Annotated in this window: 4 protein-coding genes; 3 read left to right on the top strand and 1 reads right to left on the bottom strand. The window is 61.3% G+C overall.

Features of this window, described 5'->3' with window-relative positions; translation table 11 throughout:
• The coding region (locus KFS80_RS26125; RefSeq protein ID WP_212546387.1) for a retention module-containing protein at positions 1–10,526 on the bottom strand (10,526 nt) is incomplete at its 3' end.
• Between the two features lie 358 nt (positions 10,527–10,884).
• Here KFS80_RS26125 and KFS80_RS26120 point away from each other — a divergent pair.
• The 3 genes from KFS80_RS26120 to KFS80_RS26110 are packed head-to-tail and all read left to right on the top strand — an operon-like array spanning position 10,885 to position 15,781.
• On the top strand, positions 10,885–12,234 hold the full coding sequence (locus tag KFS80_RS26120; protein ID WP_053116433.1) for a TolC family outer membrane protein: 1,350 nt from the start codon (positions 10,885–10,887) through the stop codon (positions 12,232–12,234).
• Between the two features lie 33 nt (positions 12,235–12,267).
• On the top strand, positions 12,268–14,424 hold the full coding sequence (locus KFS80_RS26115; protein WP_212546386.1) for a type I secretion system permease/ATPase: 2,157 nt from the start codon (positions 12,268–12,270) through the stop codon (positions 14,422–14,424).
• Positions 14,414–15,781 (top strand): HlyD family type I secretion periplasmic adaptor subunit, encoded by a 1,368-nt coding sequence (locus KFS80_RS26110; protein ID WP_212546385.1) that lies wholly within the window; start codon positions 14,414–14,416, stop codon positions 15,779–15,781. The genes KFS80_RS26115 and KFS80_RS26110 overlap by 11 nt, the downstream gene beginning before the upstream one ends.
• The last annotated feature ends 265 nt before the right edge of the window (positions 15,782–16,046 follow it).

Below are 16,046 nucleotides of genomic sequence, written 5' to 3'. Positions count from 1 at the left end.
CTTACGGTGACCGGCGAACCAGTAACCGGTGCGCCGACGGTCGCGGTGTAGGTGACGGTGCCACCCTCGGCCGCTGTTTCGGAAGCGCTGAGTTTGACGGTCGAGGTGTCGATGGTGTCGGTTACTTCGGTAATGGCTGGAGCAGTGCTCGGTACCAGATTTTCGAAGTTGCCACCGGTAGCAGTCGAAATCGTCGCTTCAACTTTACCGGCGTCCTTGTAGACGTCATCGGCTGGCGCTGGAACAGACACGGTGCCGGAAGTTTTGCCCGCTTCGATGGTGATTACAGCACCGTTCGACAGGGTCACGGTGACTGGCGAGCCAGCAGCGTTGGTCAGTGTCGCGGTGTAGATGATCGAACCACCTTCAGCCACGGAGCCAGTCGCGGACAGCGACAGGTTTGTGGTGTCGACGGTGTCGGTGACGTTGGTCGAAACCGGGGTTTTGTCGGCGACGAGGTTTTCGTAGTTGCCGCCAGTGACACCAGTAATCGCATTGGTAATCGGCGCATGACCGGTCAACGCATCGTTTGGCGCGGTGAAGGTCACGGTGCCAGTGGTTTTGCCCACTTCAATCGTGATGTTCTGGCCGTTGGCCAAGGTCACTACAACTGGCGAACCAGTCACAGGCGCGCCAACAGTAGCGGTGTAAACAACCGCACCACCTTCAGCAGCGGACTCGGTCGCGGTCAGTTTCACGGTCGAGGTGTCGATGGTGTCAGTCACTTCGGTAACGGCTGGAACAGTGCTCGGTACCAGTTTTTCGAAGTCGCCACCGGTTGCGGCAGAAATGGTCGCTTCGACTTTGCCAGCATCTTTGTAGACGTCATCGGCAGGCGCCGCGACGGTCACGTTGCCGCTGGTTTTGCCAGCTTCGATAGTGATCACAGCACCGTTCGACAGTGTCACGGTCACTGGCGAGCCAGCAGCGTTGGTCAGAGTTGCGGTGTAAACGATCGAACCACCCTCAGCCACGGAACCGGTCGCTGACAGCGACAGGTTAGTGGTGTCGACAGTATCAGTAACGTTGGTCGACACCGGCGTCTTATCGGCCACCAGATTTTCGTAGTTGCCGCCAGAAACGTCGGTAATTGCATTGGTCAGCGCAGCATGACCGGTCAACGCATCGTTCGGCGCAGTGGTGGTCACGGTACCAGTGGTTTTGCCCACTTCAATCGTGATGTTCTGACCATTGGCCAAGGTCACCACAACCGGCGAACCCGTCACAGGCGCACCCACAGTCGCGGTGTAAGTGACGGTGCCACCCTCAGCCGCCGACTCGGTCGCGGTCAGTTTGACGGTGGTGGTGTCGATGGTGTCGGTGATGTTGGTCACGGCCGGAACGGTGCTCGGCACCAGGTTCTCGAAGTTGCCGCCAGTCGCCGTCGAAATGGTTGCTTCGACTTTGCCAGCGTCCTTGTAAACGTCATCCGCCGGAGCCGCAACGGTCACGGTGCCGCTGGTTTTGCCCGCTTCGATGGTGATCACTGCGCCGTTCGACAGGGTCACGGTCACCGGAGTACCGGCGGCGTTGGTCAGGGTCGCGGTGTAAACGATCGAACCACCTTCAGCCACCGAGTCGGTCGCGGTCAGGTTCAGGTTGGTGGTGTCGTTGGTGTCCGACACCGCGGTGTCGGCGGACTTGCCGTCGACCGCGAGTTTTTCGTAGTTGCCGCCAGTGGCGCCATCGATGGTCACGCTCAGCGAGCTGCCGCCGGCCAATGGGCTGTTCGGCGCAACGTAGTTCACCGTGCCGGTGGTTTCACCGACGGCGATGGTGATGGTCTGGCCGTTGGACAGGTTGACGACAACCGGCGAGCCAGTGACTGGCGCGGTTACGGTCGCGGTGTAGACCACGGTTTCGCCTTCGGCGACGTTGGCGGTGGCGGACAGCGACACGGTGGAGGTGTCGATGGTGTCGTTGACGGTGGTGACGGCCGGGGCAGTGCTGGTGACGAGGTTTTCGAAATCGCCACCGGTTGCGCCTTTGATGGTCGCTTCAACGGTGCCGGCGTCTTTGTAGACGTCATCTTTCGGCGCGTCGACGGTCACGGTGCCGGTGGTTTTGCCAGCGTCGATGGTGATCACCGAGCCGTTGCTCAGGGTCACGGTTACCGGGCTGCCAGCAGCGTTGGTCAGGGTTGCGGTGTAGGTGATCTGGCCGCCTTCATCCACAGAACCGGTGGCGCTGAGCGACAGGTTGGTGGTGTCGGTGGTGTCGGTCACGGTGGTGCTGACCGGGGTTTTGTCGGCAACGAGGTTCTCGTAGTTGCCGCCGGACACGTTGGTGATCGAGTTGGTCAGCGGTGCATGACCGGTCAACGCATCGTTCGGCGCGGTAGTGCTCACGGTGCCGGTGGTTTTACCCACTTCGATGGTGATGTTCTGACCATTAGCCAAGGTCACGACAACCGGCGAGCCGGTGACTGGCGCGCCGACGGTCGCGGTGTAGGTGACGGTGCCACCTTCAGCAGCAGTTTCGGTGGCAGTCAGTTTGACGGTCGAGGTGTCGATTGTGTCGGTGACTTCGGTCACCGCTGGCGTGGTGCTCGGAACGAGGTTCTCGAAGTTACCGCCAGTCGCGTCCTTGATGCTCACTTCGACTTTGCCGGCGTCTTTGTAGACGTCATCGGCTGGCGCTGCAACGGTCACGGTGCCCGTGGTTTTGCCCGCTTCGATGGTGATGGTCGAACCGTTCGAGAGGTTCACGGTTACCGGCGTGCCGGCCGGGTTGGTCAGGGTCGCGGTGTAAACAATCGAACCGCCCTCGGCGACGGTGCCGGTCGCGCTCAGCGTCAGATCGGTGGTGTCGACGGTGTCGGTGACGGTGGTCGAAACCGGGGTTTTGTCGGCGACCAGATTCTCGTAGTTACCGCCGGAAACCTCAGTGATCGAAGTGGTCAGCGGTGCATGACCGGTCAACGCATCGTTCGGCGCGGTAGTGCTCACGGTGCCGGTGGTTTTACCCACTTCGATAGTGATGTTCTGACCGTTGGCCAGGGTCACGACGACAGGCGAACCGGTGACTGGCGCGCCGACGGTCGCGGTGTAGGTGACGGTGCCACCTTCAGCAGCAGTCTCGGTGGCGGTCAGTTTGACGGTCGAGGTGTCGATGGTGTCAGTGACGTCAGTGATGGCTGGCGTGGTGCTCGGAACGAGGTTCTCGAAGTTACCGCCCGTGGCGTCCTTGATGGTCACTTCGACTTTACCGGCGTCTTTGTAGACGTCATCGGCTGGCGCTGCAACGGTCACGGTGCCGGTGGTTTTACCGGCCTCGATGGTGATCACCGAGCCGTTCGACAGGGTCACGGTGACTGGCGAGCCAGCAGCGTTGGTCAGGGTCGCGGTGTAGATGATCGAACCACCCTCGGCCACGGAACCGGTGGCGCTGAGCGACAGGTTGGTGGTGTCGGTGGTGTCGGTCACGGTGGTGGTGATCGGGGTTTTGTCGGCGACCAGATTTTCGTAGTTGCCGCCGGTCACGCCGGTGATCGAGTTGGTCAGCGAAGCCTGACCGGTCAGCGCATCGTTCGGTGCGGTGAAGGTCACGGTGCCGGTGGTTTTGCCCACTTCAATCGTGATGTTTTGACCATTGGCCAAGGTCACCACGACGGGCGAACCGGTAACCGGCGCGCCGACAGTGGCGGTGTAAGTAACGGTGCCGCCTTCAGCCACGGTGGTGTCGGCCGTCAGTTTCAAGGTCGAGGTGTCGATGGTGTCAGTGACGTCGGTCACCGCTGGCGTGGTGCTCGGCACCAGGTTTTCAAAGTTGCCGCCGGTGGCGTCCTTGATAGTCACTTCGACTTTGCCGGCGTCTTTGTAGACGTCATCGGCAGGCGCGGCAACGGTCACGGAACCGGTGGTTTTGCCCGCTTCGATGGTGATGGTCGAACCGTTCGACAAGTTCACGGTGACTGGCGTGCCAGCCGGATTTGTCAGGGTCGCGGTGTAGATGATCGAACCACCCTCAGCCACGGAACCGGTGGCGCTGAGCGACAGGTTGGTGGTGTCGACGGTGTCGGTCACCGACGTTACGGCAGGGGTTTTATCTGCGACGAGATTTTCGTAGTTGCCGCCGCTGGTGCCGTCGATTTTCACGCTCAGCGTGTTGCCGCCAGCCAGTGCATCGTTCGGTGCGGTGAAGTTGACGCTGCCGCTGCTGGCGCCGACCGGAATGGTGATGGTCTGGCCGTTGGACAGGGTCACGACAACCGGCGCGCCGGTAACCGGAGCGGTCACGGACGCGGTGTAAACCACCACGCCGCCTTCAACGGTGGCGGCGGTGGCGGTCAGCGAAACGGTGCTGTTGTCGATGGTGTCGGTGACGTCGGTGACCGCTGGAGTCTTGTCGACCACCAGGTTCTCGAAGTTGCCGCCCGTGGTTTTGGTGATGCTCGCGTCGACTTTGCCGGCGTCCTTGTAGACGTCATCGCCCGGCGCGGCGACGGTGGCGGTGCCGCTGGTCGCGCCTTTGGCGATGTTGATCACCGCGCCGTTGCTCAGGGTCACGGTCATGGCCGTGCCGGCCGCGTTGGTGAGGCTTGCGGTATAGACGATCGAACCGCCCTCGGCGACCGAACCGGTGGCGCTCAGGCTGATATTGGTGGTGTCGACGGTGTCGGTGACGGTGGTAACCACCGCCGAACGGTTGGCATCGACCTGCTCGAAGTTGCCGCCGCTGTGGCTGGCAATCGCGGTCTGTACTTTGCCGCCGTCAATGTACGGGGTGTTGGCAGGCGCGGCGAAATTCACCGAACCGCTGGTCGCACCGGCAGCAATGTTGATCACTGCGCCGTTGGCCAGGGTCACGGTCATCGCGGTGCCGGCCGGATTGCTCAGGGTCGCGGTGTAGGTGATCTGGCCACCTTCGCTGACGGTGTCGCTGGCGCTGAGGGTCAGCGTGGTTTTGTCGACGGTGTCATTGACGGTGGTGCTGACCGGGGTCTTGCTGACGTCGAGTTTTTCGAAGTTACCGCCGGTGGCATCGGTCATGGTCACGGTGAGCTTGCTGACGTCTTTGTAAACGTCATCGCTCGGCGCGGCGATGGTCACCGAACCGCTGGTTTTGCCAGCCTCGATGGTGATGGTCTGGCCGTTGCTCAGGTTGACGGTCACCGGCGTTTGCGCGGCGTTGGTCAGGGTCGCGGTGTAGGTGATCGAGGTGCCTTCGAGCACATAGCTTTCAGCGCTGAGGGTCAGGTGCGTGGTGTTGATGGTGTCGGCGACGTTGGTCACCGCTGGTGTCGGATTGGCCACCAGGTTTTCGAAATTGCCGCCGTCGGTGCCCTTGATGGTCACTTCGACTTTGCCGGCGTCTTTGTAGGCGTCATCGGCAGGCGCAGGAACGGTCACGGTGCCGGTGGTCTTGCCGGCGTCGATGGTGATGGTCGAACCGTTGCTCAGGGTCACGGTCACCGGGGTGCCGGCCGGGTTAGTCAGCGTCGCGGTGTAGACGATCTGCCCGCCTTCGTTGACGTTGCCGGTGGCGGTCAGCGAAACGGTGGTGGTGTCGACGGTGTCGGTCACGGTGGTGCTGACCGGGGTTTTGTCGGCGACCAGATTTTCGTAGTTGCCGCCGCTGACATTGGTGATCGAGTTGGTCAGCGGCGCGTGGCCGGCCAGCACGTCGTTCGGTGCGGTGGTCGACACGGTGCCGGTGGTTTGGCCGACAGCGATGGTGATGCTTTGGCCGTTTGCCAGGGTCACGACGACAGGCGAACCGGTGACTGGCGCGCCGACGGTCGCGGTGTAAGTGACGGTGCCACCTTCAGCAGCGGTCTCGGTCGCGGTCAATTTCACGGTCGAGGTGTCGAGGGTGTCGGTCACGTCGGTGACGGCTGGCGTGGTGCTCGGTACAAGGTTCTCGAAGTCGCCGCCAGTGGCGTCCTTGATGGTCACTTCGACTTTGCCGGCGTCTTTGTAGACGTCATCGGCAGGCGCAGCGACGGTCACGGTGCCGGTGGTTTTGCCAGCGTCGATGGTGATTACCGAGCCGTTGCTCAGGGTCACGGTGACTGGCGAGCCTGCTGCGTTGGTCAGGGTCGCGGTGTAAACGATCGAACCGCCTTCAGCCACGGTACCGGTGGCGCTGAGCGTCAGGTTGGTGGTGTCAGTGGTGTCGGTCACGGTGGTGCTGACCGGGGTTTTATCAGCGACCAGATTTTCGTAGTTGCCGCCGCTGACTTCGGTGATCGAGTTGGTCAGCGGTGCATGACCGGTCAACGCATCGTTCGGTGCGATGGCGGTCGCGGTGCCGGTGGTCTGGCCGACGGCGATGGTGATGGTCTGACCGTTGGCCAGGGTCACGACAACCGGCGAACCGGTGACTGGCGCGCCGACGGTCGCGGTGTAAGTGACGGTGCCACCTTCAGCAGCGGTCTCGGTCGCGGTCAGTTTCACCGTCGAGGTGTCGATGGTGTCGGTCACGTCGGTGACGGCTGGGGTGGTGCTCGGAACGAGGTTCTCGAAGTCGCCGCCGGTGGCGTCCTTGATGCTCACTTCGACTTTGCCAGCGTCTATATAGACGTCATCGGCAGGTGCGGCGACGGTCACGGTGCCGGTGGTTTTACCGGCCTCGATGGTGATCACGGCGCCGTTCGACAAGGTTACGGTAACGGGCGAGCCGGCAGCGTTGGTCAGGGTCGCGGTGTAAACGATCGAACCGCCTTCCGCCACAGTGCCGGTGGCGCTGAGGGACAGATTGGTGGTGTCGGTGGTGTCGGTGACGGTGGTGCTGACCGGAGTTTTGTCAGCCACCAGATTTTCGTAGTTACCGCCGGAAACCTCAGTGATCGAAGTGGTCAGCGGCGCATGGCCGGTCAACGCATCGTTCGGTGCAGTGGCGGTTACGGTGCCGGTGGTCTGGCCGACCGCGATGGTGATGGTTTGGCCATTGGCCAAGGTCACGACGACAGGCGAACCGGTGACCGGCGCGCCAACGGTCGCGGTGTAGGTGACGGTGCCGCCTTCAGCCACGGTGGTGTCAGCGGTCAGTTTGACGGTCGACGTGTCGAGGGTGTCGGTCACTTCGGTGACAGCCGGAACAGTGCTCGGCACCAGATTCTCGAAGTTGCCACCGGTGGCGTTGTCGATGCTGACTTCGACTTTGCCGGCGTCTTTATAGACGTCATCGGCAGGCGCAGCGACGGTCACGGTGCCGGTGGTTTTGCCCGCTTCGATGGTGATCACCGAGCCGTTCGACAGGGTCACGGTCACCGGTGTGCCGGCCGGGTTGGTCAGGGTTGCGGTGTAAACGATCGAACCGCCTTCAGCCACAGAACCGGTGGCGCTGAGCGACAGGTTAGTGGTGTCGGCAACATCGGTGACGTTAGTGGAGACCGGAGTTTTGTCGGCGACCAGATTTTCGTAATTGCCACCGCTGACATTGGTGATCGAGTTGCTCAGCGGCGCGTTGCCGGCCAGCGCGTCGTTCGGCGCGGTGGTGGTCACGGTGCCGGTGGTTTGGCCGACCGCGATGGTGATGTTCTGGCCGTTGGCCAAGGTCACGACAACCGGCGAGCCGGTGACTGGCGCGCCAACGGTCGCGGTGTAAGTGAGGGTGCCGCCTTCAGCCACCGAGGTGTCAGCCGTCAGTTTCACGGTCGAGGTGTCGACGGTGTCGGTCACTTCGGTGACGGCCGGAACGGTGCTCGGCACCAGGTTCTCGAAATTGCCGCCAGTGACGTTATTGATGCTGACTTCGACTTGGCCGGCGTCTTTATAAACGTCATCCGCCGGTGCCGCGACGGTCACGGTGCCGGTGGTCTTGCCGGCGTCGATGGTGATCACCGAGCCGTTGCTCAGGGTCACGGTGACCGGCGTGCCGGCCGGATTGGTCAGGGTTGCGGTGTAAACGATCGAGCCGCCTTCAGCAACGGTGCCGGTCGCGGACAGCGACAGATTGGTGGTGTCGATCGAATCGGTAATCGTGGTGGTCGCTGGCGTGGTGTTCGGCACCAGGTTTTCGAAGTTGCCACCGGTAGCGCCGGTAATCGTGGTGCTGACCGTGCTGCCATTGTTGTAGACGTCGTTGGCCGCTGTCGGCACGTTGACGCTGCCGGTGGTTTTGCCGGCTTCAATGGTGATGGTCGAACCGTTCGACAGGGTGATCGTCACCGGGGTTTGCGCGGCGTTGGTCAGGGTCGCGGTGTAGGTGATCTGGCCACCTTCAACGACGGTGCCGGTGGCGGTGAGGCTGACGTTGGTGGTGTCGACCGAATCAGTGATGGTGGTTACTGCTGGCGTCGGATTTGGCACCAGGTTTTCGAAGTTGCCGCCGGTTGCACCAGTGATCGTGGTGCTGACAGTGCTGCCATTGTTGTAGACGTCATTGGCCGCTGTCGGCACGTTGACGGTGCCGGTGGTTTTGCCGGCTTCAATGGTGATGGTCGAACCGTTCGACAGGGTGATCGTCACCGGGGTTTGCGCGGCGTTGGTCAGGGTCGCGGTGTAGGTGATCTGGCCACCTTCAACGACGGTGCCGGTGGCGGTGAGGCTGACGTTGGTGGTGTCGATCGAATCGGTGATGGTGGTTACTGCCGGCGTCGGGTTCGGCACCAGATTTTCGAAGTTGCCACCGGTGGTGCCGGTAATCGTGGTGCTGACAGTGCTGCCGTTGTTGTAGACGTCATTGGCTGGGGTCGGCACGTTGACGACGCCAGTGGTCTGGCCGGCTTCGATGGTGATGGTCGAGCCGTTCGACAGGGTGACGGTCACCGGCGTCTGCGCCGGGTTGGTCAGGGTCGCGGTGTAAGTGATCTGACCGCCTTCGGTGACGGTCGAGCCAGCGGTCAGCGTGACCGTGGTGGTGTCGATCGAATCGGTGATGGTGGTCACTGCCGGCGTCGGGTTTGGCACCAGATTTTCGAAGTTGCCACCGGTGGCACCAGTGATGGTGGTGGTGACGGTGCTGCCGTTGTTGTAGACGTCATTGGCCGCTGTCGGCACGTTGACGACGCCAGTGGTCTGGCCGGCTTCGATGGTAATGGTCGAGCCGTTCGACAGAGTGACGGTCACCGGCGTCTGCGCCGGGTTGGTCAGGGTCGCGGTGTAGGTGATCTGACCGCCTTCAGTGACGGTCGAGCCAGCGGTCAGCGTGACCGTGGTGGTGTCCACCGAATCGGTAATGGTGGTGGTCGCTGGCGTCGGGTTCGGCACCAGATTTTCGAAGTTGCCACCGGTGGTGCCGGTAATCGTGGTGCTGACAGTGCTGCCGTTGTTATAGACGTCATTGGCTGGGGTCGGCACGTTGACGACGCCCGAGGTCTGGCCGGCTTCGATGGTGATTGTCGAGCCGTTCGACAGAGTGACGGTCACCGGCGTCTGCGCCGGGTTGGTCAGGGTCGCGGTGTAAGTGATCTGACCGCCTTCGGTGACGGTCGAGCCAGCGGTCAGAGTGACCGTGGTGGTGTCCACCGAATCGGTAATGGTGGTGGTCGCTGGCGTCGGGTTTGGCACCAGATTTTCGAAGTTGCCACCGGTGGCACCAGTGATGGTCGTGGTGACGGTGCTGCCGTTGTTATAGACGTCGTTCGGCGGCGTTGGCACGTTGACGGTGCCGGTGGTCTGGCCCGCGCCAATGGTGATGGTCGAGCCGTTCGACAGGGTGACGGTCACCGGCGTTTGCGCCGGGTTGGTCAGGGTCGCGGTGTAGGTGATCTGGCCGCCTTCGGTGACATTCGTGCCCGCCGTCAAAGTGACGGTGGTGGTGTCGATGGTGTCGGTGACCTGGGTCGTGGCCGGGACGGTCGGCGGGGCTACGGTGATGCCGTTGCCGCCGGTGGTGCCGGTGACGGTCACGTCGATCTGGGTCGAGTCGTTATAAACAGTGTCGTTCGGCGCCAGCGGCACGTTGACGGTGCCCGTGGTGGAACCGGCCGGAACCACAATCACCGCGCCGTTGGACAGGGTGATGGTCAGGTCGGTCAGCGGCGCCTGAGTCAGGGTCGCGGTGTACACCAGCACGCCACCGGCTTCGGTGATGGTCGGTGTGGCGCTGACGCTCAGGGTCGAATCGCGCAGGGCATTCGTGGTGGTGTCGGTGGTCTGCCCGCCGGTGATGTCTTGCGTGGTCTGCCCGGCAGCGTTGATGCCTGCGGTCGGGAAGCCAATCGTCGGGTCAACGCGGCCAGCGGTGGCGTCGAGCATCACGAAACTGTGGCCACCACCGGCAGCACCGCCAGTGCCTGCGGCGCTTGGGCCGGCAGCGGTGGCGTCGAGGGCGGTCGTCGGGTCGACACCGGCGGCGATGGCTTGCTGCAATTCTTCTACAGAAGGCGCTGCCTGCGCGGTGGCTTCGGCAAGGTCAGTGCTGGAGTCGGGCACGTTGGCGCTCCACTGCGTTTCGCGACCCAGATCGAGGGTGCGGCCATCTGCCAATTCAAGCGACACGGCGCCGGAGAGGCCGGTGTCGATCTGGTCGCCGACAAACAGGCGATCGCCTTCAACGAGTACGCGACGCACGCCCTCTGGTGACACCACGAATACCTGACCAACAATGCTTTTGACGATGGCAACAACACTGCTCATTGAAGACTCTCCGGGTGTCACGTTCAGTTGACTTCCATGGACCTGATGGCATGGGCGCCGATTCAGTCTGGACGTACTTTTAAATTTTGCGTAGCAAGTTTGACGCGTCTAATCGTCAATTATTTGGCTAGACTCTTTCGCTATTAACTTTATGCCAAACTATTGACCTTCTGGGTGCCATCCTAAACAATCGCCCCAGTAATGTCACATTGATATTTCCGCGGCGACCCGTCCTTCAGCGTGTGATCCAGTTCCTGTTTTGAACTTTCCGACATACGGTCAATCTGGTTGCCATCATCCGACGCAGCGCCCCGTTTTTGCTGTGATTCAAGACAAGAAGTTCTGGGAAATTCCTACCATGCGTTCGCCCCTGCTTTTCGCCGTACCCTTCGCTCTCGCCGCCTCTTTTGTACAAGCACAATCCTTACCAGAAGCCATGCAGCAGGCATTGGATGTCCATCCGGAGATCCAGGCAGGGGTCAACAGTCGTTTGGCGGCGGATTATCAATTAAGAGCAGCGAAAGGTGGATACCTGCCGAAGGTCGATCTGCTGGGTGGTTATGGCCGTGAGGGCACCGACAGCGTGACCACGCGCGCCGATTCCGGTAACCACTACGAAACCCTGAACCGCAGCGAGTCAAGTTTACGTCTCTCGCAAATGGTTTTTGACGGTTTTGCCACTTCCAGCGAAGTCGGGCGTCAACAAGCCACCGTTAACTCCCGCGCTTACTCGTTGCTCGGCACCTCCGAGCGCACCGCGTTAACCGTCGCCCAGGTTTATTTGGACGTGCTGACCCGTCGCGAGTTCGTGCGTCTGGCCGAAGAAAACCTCAAGAGCCACCAGCGTATCTACGACCAGATCCAGTTGCGCACCCAGCGCGGCGTCGGCAGCGGCGCCGACCTTGATCAGGCTGAAGCGCGTATGGCTCAGGCCCGCAACAACCTGATCACCGAGCAGACCAACCTCGCCGACTCGGAAACCAACTTCCTCAGCGCCGTCGGCCAGATGCCGGATCAGCTGGAGCGCCCGGCGCCGTTCATCGCGATGATGCCGGCCAACCTCAATGAAGCGCGCACGCAGATGGTCGAAAACAGCCCGATCCTGCGTTCGGCCGAGTCCGACATCGCCGCTGCCGAGAAGCAGTACGAGACCGCCAAGTCGACCTTCTACCCGCGTTTCGACGCTGAACTGGGCCGCACCGCCGACAACGATATCGATGGCCAGAACGGTCACAACAACGAGTGGCAAGCCATGCTGCGCATGCGCTTCAACCTCTATTCCGGTGGCAGTAACAAGGCTGATCTGGAATCGAAGTCGTACCTGTCGAACCAGGCGTTGGACATCCGCAACAACGCCCTGCGTCAGTTGAACGAAGAGCTGGGCCTGGCCTGGAACGCTTTGAACAACGCCAACGCGCAGGTGCCGATCGCGCAGCAATACGTTGATCACAGCACCGCCGTGCGCACTGCTTATCAGCGTCAATTCAGCCTCGGCGAACGCACCCTGCTCGATTTGCTCGACAGCGAAAACGAGCTGTTCACCGCATCGCGGCGTCTGGCTGAAATCAAAAACATTCAGTTATTTACTCAGTACCGAATCAAGGCGACCATGGGCGAGTTGCTCAGAAGCCAGGGAGTGGTCGCGCCGTTGGCATCCGTTGTGCAGAACGACGTGAAGCCCAAGGTTCAGCTGCCTGGGATGAATTGAGTTATCCCTTTCAACTGTTAAAGAGTGTCGAGCGTGGAATCAGAAGTCAGTCGAGTTCATCTCAGTCATGATCCACGCGCGTTGCACGACGATCCGTTACTGGACGGTCTGCTCGCCCTTTGCATGCTCCATCAGAAGCCTGCCAGCGCGGCGATGCTGACCACCGGCCTGCCGCTGCCCAAACAACGTTTGAGTGTCGAGTTGCTGCCCCGCGCGGCGGCTCGCGCCGGCCTGCAAGGGCGGGTGTTGCAGCGCAAACTGGAAGAAATTCCGGCGATCGCCATGCCCGCGCTGTTGCTGCTCAAGGATGGCCGCAGCGCCGTCCTGTTGGGCTGGCAAGGTGACGACGAAGCGCGGGTGCTGCTCAGCGAAAGCGACGGCGGCGAGTCCGTGGTCAGCCGCGAACTGCTCGCCGACGATTACACCGGCAAAGTCTTCTTCGCCCAGCCGCAACACAAATTCGACGTTAACCACGGCACGCTGATTCCGCGCGCGCGCTCGTGGTTCCGCGACACTCTCAAGCGTTCGCGCTGGCTGTATGCCGATGCGATTGCCGCGAGTTTCCTGATCAACATCATTGCAATGGCCGCGCCGCTGTTTGTGATGAACGTCTACGACCGCGTGGTGCCGAACCAGGCCGAAGCGACCCTGTGGGTCTTGGCCCTCGGGATTACCGGCGCTTACCTGTTCGACCTGATCCTCAAGAGCCTGCGCAGTTTGTGCCTGGATCTGGCCGGCAAGAAAACCGACCTGATCATCTCGGCGACGCTGTTCGAGCGCATCGTCGGCATGTCGATGAAATATCGCCCGGCGCGAGTCGGCAGCTTTGCGCAGAACATTCACGAGTTTCAGAGCCTGCGCGATTTCCTCGCTTCGCTGACGCTGACCAGCCTGATCGACCTGCCGTTCACCATCCTGATCTTCATCGTCATCGCCATTCTTGGCGGGCATCTGGTGTGGATTCCGGTGCTGGCGTTCCCGATTGCTTTACTGATCGGCTACGCCTTGCAGAAGCCGCTGGTGGCCACCATGGAACGCACCATGGCCCTTGGCGCCGAGCGTCAGTCGAGCCTGATCGAAACCCTCGCCGGTCTCGACGCGGTGAAGGTCAACAACGCCGAAAGCGAACGCCAGTACCAGTGGGAACAGACCATCGGCACCCTCAGCCGCCTCGAACTGCGGGTGAAAATGCTTTCCGGCCTGGCGATGAACATCACCCTGCTGATCCAGCAACTGGCCGGGGTGATCATGATCGTCTTCGGCGTGTACCAGATCATCGACGGGCACCTGAGCATGGGCGGTCTGATCGCTTGCTACATGCTCAGCGGTCGCGCGCTGAGCCCGCTGGCCTCGCTGTCCGGTCTGCTGACCCGCTATCAACAGGCGCGGGTGACCATGACCTCGGTCGATCAAATGATGGAGCTGCCGCAAGAGCGCAACTTCGAAGAGCGCCCGCTGAGCCGCAAGGTTTTGCAAGGCGCCATCGAGTGCCGCCAGCTCAACTTCACCTACCCGGAACAACAGAACCCGGCGCTGAAGAACATCAACCTGGTGATCCGTCCCGGCGAAAAAATCGGCATCATCGGTCGCAGTGGCTCGGGCAAAAGCTCCCTGGCCAAACTGCTGGTTGGCCTCTATCAGCCGGACGATGGCGCCTTGCTGGTCGACGGTGTGGACATTCGCCAGATCGACGTCAGCGAGCTGCGCTACAACATCGGCTACGTGCCGCAAGACATCCAACTGCTGGCCGGCACCCTGCGTGACAACCTCGTTTCCGGTGCGCGTTATGTAGAAGACGAACTGGTGCTGCAAGCCGCCGAACTGGCCGGCGTCCACGAATTCGCGCGTCTGCACCCGCAAGGCTACGAGCTGCAAGTCGGCGAGCGCGGGCAGAACCTCTCCGGTGGCCAACGGCAGAACGTCGCGCTGGCCCGCGCGCTGTTGCTCAATCCGCCGATTCTGCTGATGGATGAACCCACCAGCGCGATGGACAACACCGGCGAAGAACGCCTCAAGCAACGCCTCGCGGCAGTGATTGAAAACAAGACCGTGATACTGGTCACGCACCGGGCTTCACTGTTGTCGCTGGTCGATCGCCTGTTGGTGGTCGACCGTGGTCAGATTCTCGCCGATGGCCCGAAAGCCGCCGTGATGGAAGCGTTGAAGAAGGGGCAGATCAGTGTTGCTTAAGTCGGGTGTCAAGGATTCGATCCGTCGCTACTTCAAGGGCTCGGCATCGTTGCAGGGCCAGCCGCTGCCGGAGGTCAACAAGGCGCTGATCGAGGACGCCCCGCGCGTCGTGCGCCTGACCATTTGGGCGATCATCGGCTTCTTCGTTTTTCTTATGCTCTGGGCCAATTTCGCCGTGATCGACGAAGTGACCAAGGGCGACGGCAAGGCGATTCCGTCGTCGAAGATCCAGAAAATCCAGAACCTTGAGGGCGGGATCGTCTCCGAACTGTTCGTCAAGGAAGGCCAGATCGTTGAGGCCGGCGCACCGCTGATTCGTCTCGACGACACGCGATTTGCCTCCAACGTCGGCGAAACCGAGGCCGATCGTCTGTCGATGCTGCTGCGCGTGGAGCGTCTGAGCGCCGAAGTCGATGACCGTCCGCTGAATTTCCCCGAGGACGTGCTGAAAGCCGTGCCGGGTCAGGCAAAAAGCGAAGAGTCGCTATATATCAGCCGTCGCCAGCAACTGCACGACGAGATCGGCGGTTTGCAGGAACAGTTGATTCAGCGTCAGCAAGAGCTGCGCGAATTCGGCTCCAAGCAGGGCCAATACCGCCAGCAACTCGGCTTGCAGCGTCAGGAAATCAACATGTCCGAGCCGTTGGTGGCGCAGGGCGCAGTTTCGCCGGTTGAGGTCTTGCGTCTCAAGCGTGCCGAGGTGGAAACCCGTGGTCAGCTCGATGCCACAACTTTGGCGATTCCGCGTGCCGAATCGGCGATCAAGGAAGTGCAGCGCAAGATCGACGAGACGCGCGGCAAATTCCGCAGTGAAGCGCTGACCCAACTCAACGAGGCGCGTACCGACCTGAACAAGGCCAGCGCTACCGGCAAGGCGCTGGAAGATCGCGTCAGTCGTACGCTGGTCACCTCGCCCGTGCGGGGCATCGTCAACAAGTTGCTGGTCAACACCATCGGCGGCGTGATCCAGCCGGGCAGCGATTTGGTGGAGATTGTGCCGCTGGACGACACCTTGCTGGTCGAAGCAAAAATCCGCCCGCAGGACATCGCGTTCCTGCATCCGGGCCAGGAAGCCACGGTGAAATTCACCGCGTACGACTACACCATTTATGGTGGCCTGAAGGCCAAGCTTGAGCAGATCGGTGCCGACACCATTACCGATGAAGACAAGAAGACCACGTATTACGTGATCAAGGTGCGTACGGAGCGCAGTCATCTGGGTACGGATGACAAGCCGTTGCTGATCATTCCCGGGATGGTCGCGTCGGTGGATATCATTACCGGCAAGAAATCGGTGTTGAGCTACCTGCTCAAGCCGATCATCCGCGCGCGGGCTGAGGCACTACACGAGCGTTGATTCTATAGTGGCTTCGCTGGCCTCATCGCGAGCAGGCTCACTCCTACAGGAATCGCATTTCTCCAGATGGAATGCGATCCCTGTAGGAGTGAGCCTGCTCGCGATAGCGTCAGCCGAAACGCCACATCTCTGTCAGCAAGTGACAAAAACCGTCACTCACCACCCAGTCCATTCCTCACCATTTGCCATATCGTTATTCATTAACGGTATTTAATTTCAGATTCTTATAGCTATAAAGTCACTCCCCTGCGTACCTGCCGACCAA

This window comes from Pseudomonas rustica (assembly GCF_018336155.1).
In the GTDB taxonomy this organism is placed as follows: domain Bacteria; phylum Pseudomonadota; class Gammaproteobacteria; order Pseudomonadales; family Pseudomonadaceae; genus Aquipseudomonas; species Aquipseudomonas rustica.
The sequence above is the reverse complement of the archived record's forward strand: the minus strand, read 5'-3'. Positions and strand labels throughout refer to the sequence as shown.

What these genes read in the sequence shown, in the direction of transcription:
- KFS80_RS26120 (WP_053116433.1), top strand. Translation starts at nt 10,885, where the DNA reads ATGCGTTCGCCCCTGCTTTTCGCCGTACCCTTCGCTCTCGCCGCCTCT.